We start from the raw sequence: 15,748 nt of genomic DNA, 5'->3' as shown, positions 1-15,748 counted from the left end.
TATTGGCACCCCGAGCGGCGTGATCGTCAACTAACCCCCGATGGGCTGGATGTGGTCACCCACGGTCCCAATCCCGCCCACCGCGGTGCCGATGTTGTGCTGATTGGCACACCGGACGGCGTGGTTACCCAGTAACACAGCTGGATGGGGGCAACTCAGTTCGGCAGCCACCGCAGGCTGATGCCCCAAGATTGCCCCCTGAATGAAAGACGGCGCCTGATGGCGCCGTTTTCATTTATCCCTCAATGAGTTGCAAACTGTGGTTTACAACTATCGTTGAAAACTTCAAAGAATTTGACTTTCGTCACAAATATTCCCTCTCCCAACCGTTTTTGTTACTTTACGGTTTTCTTCACACACCATATCTGCACTCATTCTTTGCATACATAGAGGGATCGTCATGACTGCCAAGTTTTCGCTGGACAAGGATAAGATCAAGGTGCTGCTGCTGGAGGGAGTCCATCCCAACACGGTGGAAACCTTTCGTGCCGCCGGTTACACCAGCGTGGAGTACCTCAAGACCTCCCTGTCGGAAGAGGATCTGATCGAACGCATTCGTGACGTGCATTTCGTGGGCCTGCGCTCCCGTACCCAGCTCACCGAGAAGGTGCTGGATGCCGCCGGCAAGCTGGTCGCCATCGGCTGCTTCTGCATCGGCACCAACCAGGTCGACCTCGATGCCGCCCACCTGCGTGGTATCCCTGTATTCAACGCCCCCTTCTCCAACACCCGTTCGGTGGCCGAGCTGGTGCTGGGCGAGATACTGCTGCTGCTGCGCGGCATCCCGGAGAAGAACGCCAAGTGCCATCGCGGCGTGTGGGAAAAACTGGCCAACCGCTCGGTCGAAGCCCGTGGCAAGAAGCTTGGCATCATAGGCTACGGCCACATCGGCACCCAGCTCGGCATCATAGCCGAGAGCATAGGCCTCAAGGTCTACTACTACGACATCGAGAACAAGCTGTCGCTCGGCAACGCCATCCAGGTGCCGAGCATGGTCGAGCTGCTCAACATGTCTGACATCATCAGCCTGCACGTCCCCGAAACCGCCTCCACCAAGGATCTGATCGGTGCCGAGCAGCTGCGCATGATGAAGCCGGGCGCCATCTTCATCAACGCCTCCCGCGGTACAGTGGTGGACATAGATGCGCTGGCCGACGTCATCAAGAGCGGCCACCTCTCGGGCGCCGCCATCGACGTCTTCCCGAGCGAGCCCAAATCCAACGACGAGGAGTTCCTGACCCCGCTGCGCGGCCTGGACAACGTGCTCCTGACCCCGCACATAGGTGGCTCCACCCAGGAAGCCCAGGAGAACATAGGGTTGGAGGTGGCCAACAAGCTGGTCAAGTATTCCGACAACGGCTCCACCCTCTCCGCCGTCAACTTCCCGGAAGTATCACTGCCGGGCCACAAGGGTTCCAGCCGCCTGCTGCACATTCACCGCAACCAGCCGGGCGTGATGAACCAGATCAACCAGATCTTCGCCGAAGAGGGGATCAACATCGCCGGTCAATACCTGCAGACCAGCAGCCATATCGGTTACGTGGTGATCGACGTGGAGACGGAGCACAGCGAGAAGGCCCTCGCCAAGCTCAAGGAGATCAACGGCACCATACGTGCCCGGATCCTGCACTGATGCCCTGAGCCCCGGCGCTCGGCCAGCAAAAAGCCCGTCATCTGACGGGCTTTTTTATGTCGCAGAGCCTGAACTGTGTCAGCTCCCTTGCTCCCTTTCCCCCTTGCAGAGAAGGGCTGGGGATCAGGGGCGAGAAAATACCTCCCTCACCCAGCCCTCTCGCAGAACAAAAGGCTACTGACTTACCACCAGCCCAGCAGATTGCGTCCCACCAGAGCGCCCCACACCAGGGCGTTGAGGGCCAGCGCGATAAAGACGGCGGCAGAGCCGAGATCCTTGGCGCGGCCCGACAGCTCGTGATGCTCCGAGCCCACCCTGTCTACCACGGCCTCGATGGCGGAGTTGAGCACCTCGACGATCACCACCAGCCAGCTGATGACGATGAGCAGCAGGATCTGATTGAGGGAATCCCCGAGCCAGAAGGCCAGCGGCATCAACAGCAGGATCAGCACCAGCTCCTGCCTAAAGGCCGCCTCGTTGATCCAGGCTGACTTGAGCCCCTTCATGCTGTAACCGGTTGCGTTGATGATGCGGGTGACCCCGGTTGCCCCTGGCTTTGCCACGCTATCTACCTCATTTGGAATCGTTTTAGGGCTCACATCCTATCAGAGCCCCTCAAGGTTTCAATCAGGGGGTTTTTGCTTTATTTTATCCCCTTGCATTTTCGGCACGCCGTCGAGCAACAGCCCACGCCACCCACTCGAGAATTGAGTCGTATGTCCATTCACACCGATGAATTGCGCACCCGTCGCCTGGAGTCCCTGATCACTCCGAGCGAGCTCGCGCACGCCTTCCCTATCAACGACACCATTGCCCAGAATCTGCTGGATGCCCGCCGCGAAGTGGAAGCCATTCTGGCCGGTGAGGATCAGCGCCTGCTGGTCATCGTCGGTCCCTGCTCCATCCATGATCCGGCCGCCGCTCACGAGTACGCCCGCCGCCTCAACGTCCTGCGCGAGCAGTACAAAGAGAGCCTCTGCATCGTCATGCGCACCTACTTCGAGAAACCGCGCACCATAGTCGGCTGGAAGGGGCTCATCAATGATCCGCGCCTCGATGGCAGCTTCGACGTCAACGAAGGGCTGAAACTGGCCCGCAAGCTCTTGGTCGACATCAACGAGATCGGCATGCCCACCGCCACCGAGTTCCTCGACATGGTGACCGGCCAGTACATCAGCGATCTCATCACCTGGGGTGCCATAGGGGCACGCACCACCGAATCCCAGGTGCACCGCGAGATGGCCTCCGCCCTCTCCTGCCCGGTCGGCTTCAAGAACGGCACCGACGGCAACACCCGCATCGCCATCGATGCGGTGCGTGCCGCCCGTCACAGCCACATCTTCTACTCCCCGGACAAGGACGGCAAGATGACCATCTACCGCACCGCCGGCAACCCCTACGGCCACGTGATCCTGCGTGGCGGCCACAGGCCCAACTACGACACCGCCAGTGTCGACGAGGCATGCGAGGCCCTGGCTGACGTGGGTCTGCCCGAGCGGCTGGTGGTGGATTTCAGCCACGGCAACAGCATGAAGGATCACCGTCGCCAGCTGCTGGTGGCCCAAGACATCTGCGATCAGCTGCGCCGCGGCCGCACCGGCATCGCCGGCATCATGGCCGAGAGCTTCCTGGTGGAAGGACGTCAGGACGTGGAGAACGGCTGCGCCGCCACCTTCGGCCAGAGCATCACGGATGCCTGCCTGTCGTGGAGCGACACCGAGACCCTGCTGGCCATGCTGGCAGAAGCCGCTCAGGCGCGTCTGCAACGCTGCGCGGTCTGAATCGGTGACAATGGCTCACACCGCCGTCTTTCAGATAGTGCCGCTGAGCCAGGCACAACTGGCGCAATGGGCAGCCCTGCGCCAGCAGCTGTGGCCCCATCATGACGCCTCTGCTCACCTGCAGGATGGTATCGACATGCTGGCCAATGCACGCCAGAGTGCCTTCCTTGCCCTCGATGAGCATGGACAAGCGGTGGGGTTTGCCGACGCTGCCCTGCGCCTGGATTACGTGAACGGCTGCGAGAGCAGCCCCGTGGTCTATCTCGAGGGGATTTATGTGCAGCCACAGCAACGCCGCCTGGGCGTGGCCCGGACCCTGATCTCCCATGTGGAGCGCTGGGGTATCGAGCATGGCTGTCATGAGCTCGCCTCCGATACCGCCATCGAGAACCTCGCCTCACAACAGATGCACCAGCAGCTGGGTTTCAGCGAAACCGAGCGGGTGGTTTTCTTCAAAAAGGCCCTTGGCTGACGCCAGGGGCCTTTCCTGTTAATCACAAGCTGGGCATAAACCAGACCCGGCCGGCCGCCTCGACGCGATCCGTCTTTATCTGGAACACCTGCTCCAGCAAGGCTTCGTCGATAAGCCCTGTTCCCCCCTCGCTCACCACCCGCCCCTGTTGCAGGCAGAGGATCCGATCCGCCCAGTCGATGGCCAGGTTGATGTCGTGGATGGCGAGCACCACCAGCAGTCCCTGTTGGGCCAGCGTCTTCAGCAGCCGCAACAACGCCAGCTGATGGTGCAGATCCAGCCCCGCCAGCGGTTCGTCCAGCAGCAGTACCCGGCCTGCCGGATTGAGACTGGGCCACAGCTGCAGCAGGGTGCGGGCGATCAGCACCCGCTGCTGCTCCCCGCCGGAGAGCCTGCTGAAATCGCGCGCCAGCAGCGAGCTCAGCTCCAGTGCATCACACAGGGCGTCGATGGCCTCGCTCTGGGCCTGCTTCACATCGCGCTGCGTGCCGGCCTCCACCCCGTCGTCCAGCCCTATGGCCAGCACCTGAAACACCGGAATATGAAACAGCTGGGGCTGGCGCTGGGGCAGCATGGCGCGGCGCCGGGCCAGCTCGGGCCAGCTCAGCTCGCTGACCGCCTCCCCGCAGAGCCGCACCCTGCCCGTTGCGGGCAGAATGCCGGCCAGGGCGCCGAGCAGGGTGGATTTGCCGCTGCCGTTGGGACCGAGCAGGGCCACCAGCTGGCCCCCCTGCCAGCACAGATCGAGCGGGGCCAATCGCTCGGGGATGGCGAGGGCCTGCGCCTCGATCAGGGGAGCCGGTTCAAGCGCAGAGGGATCAGCGGGCAGCATAAGCACCTTGCCTCAGCAGCGGGTAGACAGCTTGTGCACGTCGGCATTCGGGCCGGTATTTATGCGGTAGCATGGGCATCTTGTCTCAGCAGCAGGTAAATGAAGAGCGGCGCCCCCACGGAGGCGGTGATGACACCGATGGGCAGCTCGCCTGCGCTCAAGGCCGAGCGCGCCACCAGATCGGCACCGAGCAGCAGGGCGCCTCCTCCCAGCGCCGAGGCGGGCAACAGGAAGCGCTGGTCGCTGCCGCCGCACAGGCGCAGCAGATGGGGCACCACCAGCCCGACGAAGCCGATGACACCGCACAGGGATACCGCCAGGCCGGTGAGCAGACAGACCGCCAGCACCAGCCGCACCCGCATCCTGTCCACGTCCAGTCCCATCAGGCGGGCCTGGGTCTCCCCCAGCAGCAGTTGCTGCAAGGCCTTGCCCTGCCAGCAGAGCCAGCCCAGGGTGAGCGGCAGCGCCAGCCACCACCAGCCGAGCTGCTGACTGCCGTAAGCGAGGCTGCCCATCATCCAGAACATGTATTCGCGCAGGGAGCCGTCGTCGGCAAAGTACATCAGCCAGGTCATGGCGGCGTTGGTGAGGATGCCGATGGCCACCCCGAACAGCAGCAGGCGGGCATGGCCGAGCCGGGCCCGGCGTGCCAGCCGTATGAGCAGCATGGTCACCAGCAGGGCGCCACCGAAGGCCGCCAGCGACAGTCCCCAGCCCGGCAGATAGACACCGAGGGATTTGGCCACCGCCATCGCCACCATGGCAGCCAATCCCGCCCCGCTCGAGACGCCGAGCAGGCCGGGTTCGGCCACCGGATTGTGCAACATTACCTGCAGCACGGCGCCGCCACAGGCAAGCGCGGCCCCCGCCAACAGGGCCAGCAGGGCGCGCGGCAGTCGCAGCTCCAGCAGGATGCGCTGCTCTAGCTCCCCCATGGGTTGCCAGGGCAGCAGCACGAATTCGCCCCAGGCGAGGGAGAAGAGAAACAGCGTGAGGGTCAGCAGCGCCAGGCCGAGCAACCAGCCCCGCTGCCAGCGGCGCTGGCGGGCGAGCAGAGAGAGATACACAGAGGATCCCCGAACGTGAACAAGGCCCGGCGCCGATGCGGGATTGACCAGCCCGGCGCACAAGGATGAAAAACGCATGATAACAGCGTGTTACCACCCGAGGTCAAGGCTGGTAAGGCTTGGCCAGGGCCTGGATTTCGCCGCTGGCCACCAGCTCCTGCAACGCCAGCGCCAACGGCTGTCTGAGCGGCTGATGGGGTGAGTACTTGCTCATGCCCAGATAGAGCACCACTGGCTGGGGCGGCTGATAGGCCGCCTTGATGAGGTCGGCCTCGTTGTGCAGGCTCAGGGCATAATCCACCTGGCAGTCTGTGCCTATCATCAGCGGCAGGTGGCCCCGCTGCACCATGCGCAGCAGCTGATCCTCGGTGGGCACGCCGTGCTTGTCGAGCCGGTTGTCGGTATCAAACGGTTCAAAATAGACGGAATTGAGCACATAACCCACCTTCTGCCCCCGCAGATCGGCGTAGGTGCGCAGGGTCGACACCGCCGCGGCCTTGCCATAAAACGCAGGCCGGCACTGGTAATAGGCCGGTTGCAGATAATCGATGAACTGTGCCCGCTCCGGCGTCATGGCCAGGCCTATCATGAGGTCGACCTGGCCGGTCTGCATCTGCTTGAGCGCCCGTCCCCAGGGCACGCGTTTCACCTCGAACGGTATGCCGCTGCGGCGTTGCAGCCGTTGCAGAATGTCCATGTCCAGCCCCCGGAACTGACCGTCCGGTTGCGAGATCCGAAAGGGTGGCCAGACATCGGTGGCCACCGTCAGGGTCGGCGCCCCGTGCGCCAGGCAGGCAAACAGCAGACCAAGCACACCCCAGCTTGTCTTGCCCATCCCGTTGAACCTCGTGTTACCCCATCCTTGATGGGTTAAAAATACCCTGCTGCCCCACTTATGGAAACCCGTGGTTCAGAGATAAAATGCGATTGATTTTAAAGGAGAACCTAATGAACCCTATCATTGCCAGTATCGGTCTGTTGGTGTGCAGCAACGTCTTCATGACCTTCGCCTGGTATGCCCATCTCAAGAGCATGAACCACAAACCCTGGATCATCGCCGCCCTGGTGAGCTGGGGCATAGCCCTGTTCGAATACCTGTTGCAGGTGCCCGCCAACCGCATCGGCCATACCGTGCTGAGCGTGGGCCAGCTCAAGATATTGCAGGAGGTGATCACCCTGACGGTGTTCGTCCCCTTCTCGGTCTTCTATCTGAAAGAGGATCTGAAGTGGGATTACCTCTGGGCTGGCCTGTGCATCATGGGCGCTGTGTTTTTTGTGTTTCGCGAGAAACTCACAGGCGCCTGAGGCTGTACACTCTATGACATTCAATGTAATGGCATCTGCTTGATAGACGAGGCAAAACCATGGAATTGCGAGACATGCTACAGATCCTGGCCCAGCAGGACGGCTCCGACCTCTATCTGTCGACCGGCGCCCCCCCTTGCGCCAAGTTCAATGGCGGATTGCGCCCCCTGCTGGAGACGCCGCTCGAGCCGGGCGAGGTGGCGAAGATTGCCGCCGACATCATGGACGGCGAGCAGAAGCTGCAGTTCGAACGGGAGCTGGAGATGAACCTCGCCATCTCCTTGCCCCAGATAGGGCGCTTTCGGATCAACATCTTCAAGCAGCGCAACGAAGTCTCCCTGGTGGCCCGCAACATCAAGACCGAGATCCCCCGCTTCGAGGATCTGAAACTGCCCCCCGTGCTGCTCGACACCATCATGGAGAAACGCGGCCTGGTGCTGTTCGTCGGGGGTACAGGCTCGGGCAAGTCCACCTCGCTGGCGGCTCTCATCGACCATCGCAACCGCAACAGCGGCGGCCACATCATCACCATAGAGGATCCGGTGGAGTTCGTTCACCGCCACCGCAAGAGCATCATCAACCAGCGGGAGGTGGGGGTGGATACCCGCAGCTTCCACGCCGCGCTCAAAAATACCCTGCGCCAGGCGCCGGACGTGATCCTCATCGGCGAAATTCGCGATCGCGAAACCATGGAGCATGCGCTGGCCTTCTCCGAAACCGGCCACCTCGCCATCTCCACCCTGCACGCCAACAACGCCAACCAGGCGCTGGATCGCATCATCAACTTCTTCCCGGAGGAGCGCCGCCCGCAACTGCTCAACGATCTGGGCAACAACCTCAAGGCCTTTGTCTCCCAGCGGCTGGTCAAAACCACGGACGGCGGCCGCCGGGCGGCGGTGGAGATCATGCTGGGCACCCACACCATCCGCGACATGATCAAGCGCGGCGAATTTGGCAGCCTCAAGGAGGTGATGGAGAAATCCAAGGCCCTCGGCATGGTCACCTTCGACAGCGCCCTGTTCGATCTGGTGGTGGAAGGGGTGATAGAGGAGGAAGAGGCGGTGAAAAACGCCGACTCGGCCAACAACCTGCGCCTCAAGATCAAGCTGTGGAAGGAGAAGGGCCAGATAGCAAGCAGCAGCGATGCCACGGGTTGGAGTCTGGAGCCCACCAAGGATGAGAAAGACGAACTCTTCTAGTGCGGGTCACCCCCTCCCCCGTTAAACAGACACCCGCTTCGGCGGGTGTCTGTTTAAAAAAAGTGCTGTTTATTCAATATCATCTTCGCCCTCTCAGCCCGCTGACAACCTGACATCTGGTGAACTATCGCGCTGCCTGCGACAGTTTCTGTCACCACAAATGACAAAATCATCACTTCGCCCAAAAACCCTGTGCGAAGTGTGACTGAAAGCACTTTCAAACCAGCTTCAAAGGAGGCACTATCAAGGAGATGTATCAATAAAGGGGTATTCAATGTTGTTACAACCTGCCAATACAGCAAAATCCAGACAGTTGCTGAACGAGACCATGGCCTTGGTTCTCGCAGGAGGGCGGGGCAGTCGCCTCAAGCAGTTGACGGACAACAGGGCGAAACCGGCAGTACATTTCGGCGGCAAGTTCCGCATCATCGACTTCGTACTCTCCAATTGCATCAACTCGGGGATCCGCCGGGTCGGCGTGGTCACCCAGTACAAGTCCCACAGCCTGCTGCGCCACCTGCAATCGGGCTGGTCATTCCTGCGCTACCAGATGAACGAGTTCATCGACTTGCTGCCAGCCCAGCAACGGGTGGACGAGGTCAACTGGTATCGCGGCACCGCCGATGCCGTCTATCAGAATCTGGACATCATTCGCGATCATGGCCCCAAGTACGTGGTGGTGCTGGCGGGGGATCACATCTACAAGATGGATTACGCCGCCATGCTGCTCGACCACGTCAACATGGGCGCCAAAGTCACTGTGGCCTGCATCGAGGTACCGCGTACCGAGGCAAGCGCCTTTGGCGTGATGGCGGTAGATGAGGATCGCAAGATCAACGCCTTCGTCGAGAAGCCCGCCAATCCGCCGGCCATGCCGGGCAAGGCCGATACGGCGCTGGCCTCCATGGGGGTCTACATCTTCGAGGCCGAGTATCTCTACCAGTTGCTGGAAGAGGATCTGGCCAACCAGGATTCCCACCACGATTTCGGCATGGACGTGATCCCGCGAGTGGTCAAGGAGGGCACAGCCTACGCCCATCCGTTCAGCCTATCCTGTGTCGGCTGCTGCCCGCAAAAGCGCCCCTACTGGCGCGATGTGGGGACCGTGGATTCGTTCTGGGAAGCCAACATGGATCTCGCCTCTGTGACACCAGAGCTCGACATCTATGATCAGGAGTGGCCCATCTGGACCAGCCAGAACATGACGCCCCCCGCCAAGTTCGTGCAGGACAGAAACGGCCAGCACGGCATGACCATCAACTCCATGTTCGCCGGCGGCACCATAGTCAGCGGCTCCTTCATAGTGAGCTCTGTGTTGTTTACCAATGTGCGGGTCGACTCCTTCTGTACCCTGGATCAGGCGGTGATCTTCCCCGGGGTCGAGATAGGGGCCGGCTGCCGGTTGCGCCGGGTCGTGGTCGACAAGGGCTGCAAACTGCCGGAAGGCCTGGTGGTGGGGGAAAACGCCTGCGAAGACGCCCGCCGCTTCCACCGCTCCGAGCAGGGCATAGTGCTGGTCACCAAGGAGATGCTGGCCAAGCTGTGAGTGCCAGCCTCTGATGCCAACAGGGAGCCCGCGCGGCTCCCTTTTTACATTTGCTTACCGCTCCCCCCTTGCCTGGCAGGCACACGAGCATGCTACTCTGCCGACCCAAGCCTGCCTTCGTCTCATCATGGAACTGCATATGAAAAAACTGGATGTTGCCCGCCTTGCCAGCCTCGCCGACGAGGCCGCCCACTCCCCGCGCCAGCGCATGAACCACAATCTGCACGACGAGCTGGCCGACCCCATCCAGCGCCTCGCCATCGCCATGGAGCCGGGCACCTATATCCGCCCCCATCGCCACCTGCAGACCTGGGAGCTGCTCACCGCGCTGCAAGGCCGCTTCGTGGTGCTCAACTTCGATGACGAGGGCTCCGTCATTGCCCGCGCCCTGCTGGGGGAAAAGACCTCAGTGCTGGAGACCCCGGTCGCCACCTGGCATGCAGTGCTATCTCTGGATCCCGGCGCCGTCATCTTCGAGGTGAAACACGGCCCCTATGCCCCCTTTCGGGAAGAGGACTTCGCCCCCTGGTCACCGGCCGTGGATGACATCGAGGGCCAGCAGGCCCTGATGGCTTGGTATCGCCACGCCGAGGTGGGCCAGCGCTGGCCGGGGCGCTGAGCCCCTCCTCCGCCAGGCAGCCCCATCGCTGCCAGCCATAAAAAAGACCCGCCAGTGACGGGTCTTTTTTATCGACGAATAATGAAGCGGACGAGCGCGCAGGTTCAGCCCTTTTGCACCAGACCTATCTGGCCCGGCTCGCACCACTCGAACATCACCTCCTGGCTCTTGCCGCAGCAGCTGCCGCCGCACACCTGAGTCTCCCGCTTGGCGACCCGGCCCTTGCGCATCCAGACGCCGAGCATGGCCTCCACCGCATCTTCCGAGGTGTGGAAGTGGCGCGCCAGATCCCGCCGGCTCACCTTCTGCTGTGCGGCGAGATAGGCGCCGAGCTCCCGCAGGATCACAGGGCCACCACCTTGCGGGCGACTATGTCGCCGTGACGACGGCCCAGCCACCAGAGCAGCAGCAGGGAGAGGCCATAGCTGCCGATCCAGAGCAGGCTCTGCTCGGGGTGGGCGGCAAAGGTGGCTACCTGATAGAAGACGGTGGCACACAGGAAGGCCGTGTAGTTGCACCAGGCGGCGGTCAGCAGCGCCCACTGGCGACCGGTTTCCCGCACCAGGGCACCCATGGCGGCGGCGCACGGCATGTAGAGCAGCACGAACAGCAGGTAGGCAAAGGCACCGGCGGCACCGTCAAAGTGGGTCTGCATGTTGCCGTAAGTGGAGACATCGACCTCCTGCGCCTCGGCGGCGGCCTGCTGGTCATCCAGCTCACCGACAGCCAGCCCCATGGGATCGCTCGGGTTGATCTCCGCCAGATTGGTAGCAACTGCCTCGATGGCCTCGTGGAAGCTGGCAATCAGTGAAAACTCGCTCGCCTCCTCGTCGCCGCTCTTGCCCGCGTAGAGGCTGTTAAGGGTACCCACTACCGCCTCTTTGGCGAAGATGCCGGTGACGATGCCGACCGTGGCCTGCCAGTTGTCATCGCGCACACCTATGGGGTGCAACACAGGGGTGACCATTTGGCTGACCTTGCTCAGCACCGAGCTCTCCTGATCCTGATGGCCGAAGCTGCCATCGGTGCCGAGGGAGTTGAGCACGCTCAGCACGGCGACCACCAGCACTATGGTTTTACCGGCGCCGAACACGAAGGATTTGAGCTTCTGCCAGGTCTTGATCCCCACGTTGATGGGACGCGGCCACTCGTAATCCGGCATCTCCATCAGCATGGAGTCGCTCTTGCCCGGCAGCAGGGTGCTGCGCAGCAGCAGGCCGGTGAGCACGGCCACCAGAATGCCGATGAGGTAGAGACCGAACACCAGGTTCTGACCCGATTCGGGGAAGAAGGCCACCGCAAACAGGGCGTAGACCGGCAGGCGGGCACCGCACGACATGAAGGGAGCCATGGCGGAGGTCATCAGCCGCTCCCGCTCCGAGTTGAGGGTGCGGGTCGCCATCACAGACGGCACTGTACAGCCAAAGCCCATCAGCATGGGCACGAATGCCTTGCCCGGCAGCCCGAGGCGACGCATCAGGGCATCCACCACGAAGGCGGCGCGGGCCAGGTAGCCTGAGCTCTCCAGCACCGCCAGGAACAGGTAGAGACAGCCGATCACCGGGATAAAGGTGGCCACCGTCTGCAAGCCGACCCCGAAGCCGTCCGCCAGTATGGCCCCCAGCCAGTCCGGGGCATTGATCAGCCCCAGCAGGTGGTGCACGCCATCCACGAACAGGGCGCCGCCCATGATGTCGAAGAAGTCGATGAAGGCGCTGCCCACCTTGATGGCGAACATGAACATCAGGTACATCACCAGCAGGAAGAAGGGGATGCCGACCCAGCGGTTGAGCAGCACCCGATCCAGCCATTCGCTCTGGGCTATGGTGAGCTTGCCCTTCTGCTGACACGCCTGGCTGGCCCACTGGTGAATGTGGCCATAGCGGATATCCGCCAGTTGCAGATCTATGTCCTGGGCATGATGGGCGCGGGCCACCACGTTGGCGGCGGCGGCCTGCTGGCCGGGCAGCAGGGTCTCCTGCATCACGGCATCCTCTTCCAGCAGGCGCAGGGCGCGGCCACGGGCGGTGAGGTGGTGCGGGGCGAGCAGAGTCTCCAGCTCCGCCAGATCTTTTTCAAGATCTGTGCCGTAATCGAGCAGCAGCGCGGGCTGGGGCTGGCCGATGAACTGCTGGATCTGGAGCTTGAAGGCGGCGACCTGCTGACGGTTGTGGGCCGAGAGGGCCACTACCGGGCAGCCGAGCGCCTTGGCCAGCAGGGCTTCATCTATGATCAGCCGCCGCTTTTGCAATATGTCCATCTTGTTGAGCACCACCACCATGGGCAGCCCCAGTTCGCGCAGTTGCAGCGTGAGATAGAGGGAGCGTTCCAGGTTGGCGGCGTCGATGACGTTGAGCAGCAGATCCGGCTGCTGGCCCTGAACGAAGCGGCTGGCGATCTGCTCGTCCAGGCTCCCTTCCTGATTGGCCAGGCTATAGATGCCGGGCAGATCCATCAGCTTGTAGTCGTGCCCCTGGACGGAGAACTCGCCCATCTTCTTGTCGACCGTGACGCCGCTCCAGTTGCCCACCTGCTGGCGGGCCCCGGTCAGGGCGTTGAACAGGGAAGTCTTGCCGCTATTGGGGTTGCCGACGGTTACCAGGGAATAATTCATACCGGTTCGACCTCGATTTGCAGGGCAAGGCTTTTTTGCATGGAGAGACAGATCCCCTGACACTGGATCTGGAGCGGATCACCCAGCGGTGCCGCGCGCAGGAAGATGACTTCGGTCTGAGGCAGCAAGCCCATCACCATCAGCTTGCGCCGCAGGGGACGGGTCAACTGATTCATGTTCTTGATGCGAGCACTCTGTCCCGGTGACAACTGCGCGAGTACCATGACTGACTCCTGAAGTTAAACAATAATAATTCGCTTTCACTCGGGGCATTATAATCCGTGTTTCCCACGCTAATTTGAGTAAAATCAAACTCCGCTTAGCTAACTCACAAATAACTGCCATGAGTCACGACAACAACAGCCGCCTGGTCTACAGCACGGACGGCGGCATCATCAAGGAACAGACCCAGTCGCCATCCGCCTCCCCCTTCCCCGCCGACGGCGTGGTGCGCATCCGGCGCGAGACCAAGGGGCGCAAGGGCGCCGGCGTCATCAGCATCCACGGCGTACCGGCCGAACAGCAGAAGGCCATCGCCACCCTGCTCAAGAAGAAGTGCGGTACCGGCGGCGGCCTGAAAGAGGGGATCATCGAGATCCAGGGGGATAAACGGGACCTGATCAAAGCCGAGCTGGAGAAGGCCGGTTTCAGCGTCAAGCTGGTGGGCGGCTGACCCACTTGTCTGGCGGATGATTTTTCCCTAGAATGCCCGCTCCCATCGAGGGGGAGTAGTCTCGCAGCCCGATCCCAAACCGGTTTGCGACCCTGATCAACATGCTTGGTGCCAACTCACCATGGTCAGGGTGATCCATCTAATCCGTGGATTTGACAAGACCTTTGACGGGCCAGTGCCAATACCGGGGACGGATGGCGCAGGCTTGTCTCAGGTATAACAATTCCGTCCCCCGGTCATTTTTATGGAAGCCCTGTTAACCTCAACCCTGAGCGTGGCTATCGCCGAGATCGGCGACAAGACCCAGCTGCTGGCGTTGCTGCTCATCTGTCGTTTTCGCAAGCCCTGGCCCATCATAGCCGGCATGCTGGCGGCGACCCTGCTCAACCACGCCGGCGCCGCCTGGCTTGGCGAGTTCATCAGCCGCTGGCTGGATCCCAAGGTGATGACCTATCTGGTCGCCGGCTCCTTCATTGCCATGGCGGCCTGGATCCTGGTGCCGGACAAGATGGACGACGAGGAGAGCCCGCTCGACAAGTACGGCCCCTTCATGGCCACCTTCGTGCTCTTCTTCATCGCCGAGATAGGCGACAAGACCCAGATCGCCACCGTCTTGCTGGCGGCCAAATATGACTCGCTGGTGCAAGTCATCACAGGCACCACCCTCGGCATGATGCTGGCCAACGTGCCCGTGGTGCTGCTCGGCAAGCTGGGCGCCGACAAGTTGCCGCTCAAGGGGATCCGCATCGCCTGCGCCATCCTGTTTGTGGGCCTCGGGGTCAGCACCCTGATCTTCGCCTGACACAGGCCGGCCCGGAAGGCGGCGAGGCAAGCGTGAGCACTTGCCTACCCCGCCCAGTGCCGGTATCCGTGTAGTGTCATCCCAAGCCAGCCCCGCCTCTATTCAAACAGGCGGGGCTTTTTGTTGCCCGCCAGCGGCCGATGCCTGCGGCCCCCTGCCGGCTGTCGCACGCCCGCACACGGGGAGTGTCCCGCAGTGCCATGACGGTGGCATAATGCGGCAAACCTCATGGAGCATCCCATGCACTTCACCTCAAGACAGACGCTGCTCGACTGGGTCAGACGCGGACGCCTCGCCCAGGCGCAACTGCCCGCAGCCCTCGCCCTGTGCGAGCTGCCACCCGGCCCCGCCCGCTGGCAATGGTTGTTCGATCGCCTGCTGCTCTGGCTCGGCAGCCTGTGCCTGGGCGCCGGTCTGGTGTTCTTCGTCGCCTTCAACTGGCAGGAGCTGGGTCGGATCGAACGCCTCGCCCTGCTGGAGCTGCCCCTGCTCGCCATGCTGGTGCTGCTGTGGCGCAAGCCCCTGGCCGACACGCCCCGCCAGGCGCTGCTGCTGGCGGTGGCCCTCAACATAGGCGCCCTGCTGGCCCTGGTGGGCCAGACCTACCAGACCGGCGCCGATCCCTGGCAGCTGTTCGCCACCTGGGCCCTGATGCTGCTGCCGCTGGCGGCGCTCGGCATGAGCCCCTTGCTGTGGACCCTGAGCTGGCTGCTCGGCCAGCTGGCGCTGCTGCTCTACTGGCGACTCGGGCTGTTCAACTTCTTCTTTGCCTTCGATGAAGAGGGGCTGGGCTGGTGTCTGACCCTGCTCAACGCCGCCCTCTGGGGCCTGCTGTTGCTGGCACCGGCCCGCTGGCGCTTGATGCCAAGCTGGCTGCCGGGTCTGGCCGCCGGCCTCGGCGTCACCCTGCTGGCGTTGCTGGCGCTGTTTGATGCCGCCTCCCCCTGGGTCTGGCCCGCCTGGATCGCATGGCTTGGCGCCGCCTATCTGCGCTGGCACCACAGATTTGTCGCCGGGCTCGCCATGGGCTGCCTGAGCCTGATCGCCGTGATCCTGGCGGCCCTTGGCAAGTGGATGGAGCCCGACGTGGACGGCTTCCTGCTGCTGAGCCTGATTGCCATCGGCCTCTCGGTCGCGGCCAGTCGCTGGCTGCAACAGCAACGGAGGTCCCATGCATAAACAAGGCATCTGGCAAGCCCGCCAGG

The 15,748-nt window shown here is 62.5% G+C and carries 17 protein-coding genes; 10 read left to right on the top strand and 7 right to left on the bottom strand.

Annotated features, from left to right (window positions below; translation table 11 throughout):
• The first annotated feature begins 400 nt into the window (after nucleotides 1-400).
• Complete coding sequence (serA, locus tag ACM3N8_RS11075; RefSeq protein WP_043139225.1) at nucleotides 401-1,633, top strand: phosphoglycerate dehydrogenase; 1,233 nt, start codon at nucleotides 401-403, stop codon at nucleotides 1,631-1,633.
• A 182-nt stretch (nucleotides 1,634-1,815) separates the two neighbouring features.
• Here the strand turns inward: serA and ACM3N8_RS11070 are convergent, their stop codons facing one another.
• A complete protein-coding gene (locus ACM3N8_RS11070) occupies nucleotides 1,816-2,196 on the bottom strand; it encodes a diacylglycerol kinase (RefSeq protein ID WP_043139224.1) in 381 nt (126 codons plus the stop codon).
• 153 nt (nucleotides 2,197-2,349) lie between these two features.
• On the opposite strand from ACM3N8_RS11070, the gene ACM3N8_RS11065 reads away from it, so the two are divergent.
• Together ACM3N8_RS11065 and aac(6') are read left to right on the top strand one after the other, a co-directional pair.
• Nucleotides 2,350-3,414: a 3-deoxy-7-phosphoheptulonate synthase gene (locus ACM3N8_RS11065; RefSeq protein ID WP_241280960.1), complete on the top strand. Its 1,065-nt coding sequence runs from the start codon at nucleotides 2,350-2,352 to the stop codon at nucleotides 3,412-3,414.
• Between the two features lie 10 nt (nucleotides 3,415-3,424).
• Nucleotides 3,425-3,886, top strand: a complete 462-nt coding sequence (aac(6'), locus tag ACM3N8_RS11060) for an aminoglycoside 6'-N-acetyltransferase (protein WP_241280961.1) — start codon at nucleotides 3,425-3,427, stop codon at nucleotides 3,884-3,886.
• 22 nt (nucleotides 3,887-3,908) lie between these two features.
• Here the strand turns inward: aac(6') and ACM3N8_RS11055 are convergent, their stop codons facing one another.
• From ACM3N8_RS11055 to ACM3N8_RS11045, 3 genes are all read right to left on the bottom strand, one after another.
• The gene (locus ACM3N8_RS11055) at nucleotides 3,909-4,718 is read right to left on the bottom strand and encodes an ATP-binding cassette domain-containing protein (RefSeq protein WP_416016111.1); all 810 of its coding nucleotides are present in this window, start codon (nucleotides 4,716-4,718) and stop codon (nucleotides 3,909-3,911) included.
• Nucleotides 4,719-4,777: 59 nt separating this feature from the next.
• Nucleotides 4,778-5,785: a vitamin B12 ABC transporter permease BtuC gene (gene btuC / locus ACM3N8_RS11050; RefSeq protein WP_098983659.1), complete on the bottom strand. Its 1,008-nt coding sequence runs from the start codon at nucleotides 5,783-5,785 to the stop codon at nucleotides 4,778-4,780.
• Between the two features lie 103 nt (nucleotides 5,786-5,888).
• Nucleotides 5,889-6,620, bottom strand: a complete 732-nt coding sequence (locus ACM3N8_RS11045) for a substrate-binding periplasmic protein (protein ID WP_416016110.1) — start codon at nucleotides 6,618-6,620, stop codon at nucleotides 5,889-5,891.
• A 113-nt stretch (nucleotides 6,621-6,733) separates the two neighbouring features.
• Here ACM3N8_RS11045 and ACM3N8_RS11040 point away from each other — a divergent pair, with 113 nt between their 5' ends.
• The 4 genes from ACM3N8_RS11040 (at nucleotide 6,734) to ACM3N8_RS11025 (ending at nucleotide 10,454) form a co-directional block, all read left to right on the top strand.
• Entirely contained in the window at nucleotides 6,734-7,090 is a 357-nt protein-coding gene (locus ACM3N8_RS11040) for a DMT family protein (protein ID WP_042866201.1), read from the top strand.
• A gap of 59 nt (nucleotides 7,091-7,149) precedes the next feature.
• Complete coding sequence (gene tapW, locus ACM3N8_RS11035) at nucleotides 7,150-8,289, top strand: type IVa pilus ATPase TapW (protein WP_416016109.1); 1,140 nt, start codon at nucleotides 7,150-7,152, stop codon at nucleotides 8,287-8,289.
• A gap of 274 nt (nucleotides 8,290-8,563) precedes the next feature.
• On the top strand, nucleotides 8,564-9,835 hold the full coding sequence (glgC, locus tag ACM3N8_RS11030) for a glucose-1-phosphate adenylyltransferase (protein ID WP_043139205.1): 1,272 nt from the start codon (nucleotides 8,564-8,566) through the stop codon (nucleotides 9,833-9,835).
• A gap of 139 nt (nucleotides 9,836-9,974) precedes the next feature.
• Nucleotides 9,975-10,454: a WbuC family cupin fold metalloprotein gene (locus ACM3N8_RS11025; RefSeq protein WP_416016108.1), complete on the top strand. Its 480-nt coding sequence runs from the start codon at nucleotides 9,975-9,977 to the stop codon at nucleotides 10,452-10,454.
• A gap of 104 nt (nucleotides 10,455-10,558) precedes the next feature.
• Here the strand turns inward: ACM3N8_RS11025 and ACM3N8_RS11020 are convergent, their stop codons facing one another.
• From ACM3N8_RS11020 to ACM3N8_RS11010, 3 genes are read right to left on the bottom strand one after another with little or no spacing between them, the layout of a single operon-like run.
• Nucleotides 10,559-10,801: a FeoC-like transcriptional regulator gene (locus tag ACM3N8_RS11020; protein ID WP_065401178.1), complete on the bottom strand. Its 243-nt coding sequence runs from the start codon at nucleotides 10,799-10,801 to the stop codon at nucleotides 10,559-10,561.
• Complete coding sequence (gene feoB, locus ACM3N8_RS11015) at nucleotides 10,798-13,068, bottom strand: Fe(2+) transporter permease subunit FeoB (protein WP_416016107.1); 2,271 nt, start codon at nucleotides 13,066-13,068, stop codon at nucleotides 10,798-10,800. The genes ACM3N8_RS11020 and feoB overlap by 4 nt, the downstream gene beginning before the upstream one ends.
• Nucleotides 13,065-13,292 (bottom strand): FeoA family protein, encoded by a 228-nt coding sequence (locus ACM3N8_RS11010; protein WP_042866070.1) that lies wholly within the window; start codon nucleotides 13,290-13,292, stop codon nucleotides 13,065-13,067. Before ACM3N8_RS11010 ends, feoB begins: the two co-directional genes overlap by 4 nt.
• Nucleotides 13,293-13,411: 119 nt before the next feature.
• On the opposite strand from ACM3N8_RS11010, the gene ACM3N8_RS11005 reads away from it, so the two are divergent.
• From ACM3N8_RS11005 to ACM3N8_RS10995, 3 genes are all read left to right on the top strand, one after another.
• A complete protein-coding gene (locus tag ACM3N8_RS11005; protein ID WP_043556561.1) occupies nucleotides 13,412-13,741 on the top strand; it encodes a translation initiation factor in 330 nt (109 codons plus the stop codon).
• A gap of 244 nt (nucleotides 13,742-13,985) precedes the next feature.
• The gene (locus tag ACM3N8_RS11000; protein WP_042866068.1) at nucleotides 13,986-14,543 is read left to right on the top strand and encodes a TMEM165/GDT1 family protein; all 558 of its coding nucleotides are present in this window, start codon (nucleotides 13,986-13,988) and stop codon (nucleotides 14,541-14,543) included.
• 240 nt (nucleotides 14,544-14,783) lie between these two features.
• Nucleotides 14,784-15,722 carry a DUF2157 domain-containing protein gene (locus ACM3N8_RS10995; RefSeq protein WP_416016106.1) on the top strand — a complete coding sequence of 313 codons (939 nt, stop codon included), beginning with the start codon at nucleotides 14,784-14,786 and terminating at the stop codon, nucleotides 15,720-15,722.
• Nucleotides 15,723-15,748: the final 26 nt, after the last annotated feature.

Origin of the sequence: Aeromonas sp. A04 (assembly GCF_047780465.1) — a bacterium.
GTDB lineage: Bacteria > Pseudomonadota > Gammaproteobacteria > Enterobacterales > Aeromonadaceae > Aeromonas > Aeromonas bestiarum.
This window is presented reverse-complemented; position numbering and strand designations above follow the sequence as displayed.